This window comes from Methylobacillus arboreus, assembly GCF_020532725.1.
Taxonomy (GTDB): domain Bacteria; phylum Pseudomonadota; class Gammaproteobacteria; order Burkholderiales; family Methylophilaceae; genus Methylobacillus; species Methylobacillus arboreus.
Map to the genome: position 1 here is coordinate 1 of NZ_JAJAVC010000001.1, position 598 is coordinate 598.

1 protein-coding gene is annotated in these 598 nt (G+C 54.2%); it reads left to right on the plus strand.

All coding sequences use genetic code 11. The annotated features are described in order from the left end of the window. The coding region (locus tag LG198_RS00005) for a hypothetical protein (RefSeq protein WP_230341129.1) at window positions 1-598 on the plus strand (598 nt) is incomplete at both ends.

The window sequence follows — 598 nt, forward strand, 5'->3', positions numbered from 1 at the left end:
ACCCAGACCATTCGCTATGCTACCCAGAGTCCGTCTGCGCAATGGGCGACTGGCACCTTGGCACAACTCAAACCAGCCACCAATGCCACCCGTGACCAGACCACCTACCGGCTCTACAACGCCCAGGGGCAGCTGATCGGGGAAGTGGATGCGGAGAGCTACCTGACCGAGTATACCTATGACTTAGGTGGCAACGTCCTGAACACAATGCGTTATGCAAGCAAGGTCACCTATACAGCTGGCAATACGCTAGGACAGATACGTCCTGCGGCTAGCAATGATGAATCACAGGTGATTTCTACGGCATATGATGCCAACAACCGCTTGATTGCCATCATTGATCAAAAGCGCAACGTTTTAACAAGCCATACCTACGACAATGTTGGTCGCCTAGTTTCAACGACCACCGTCGATTTGGCAACTTATACAATGCGCACCCAGTCCAGGCGCTACGACCTGCAAGGCCGCGTGATTGCCGAACTCAATGGCGAGGGCAACAAGGCACTACAAGCCCTGGGGTCTAGCCCGACCCAGGCCCAGATCGACAATATCTGGAACAACTACGGCATTCGCTATGAATATGATGCGGCGGGCCAGC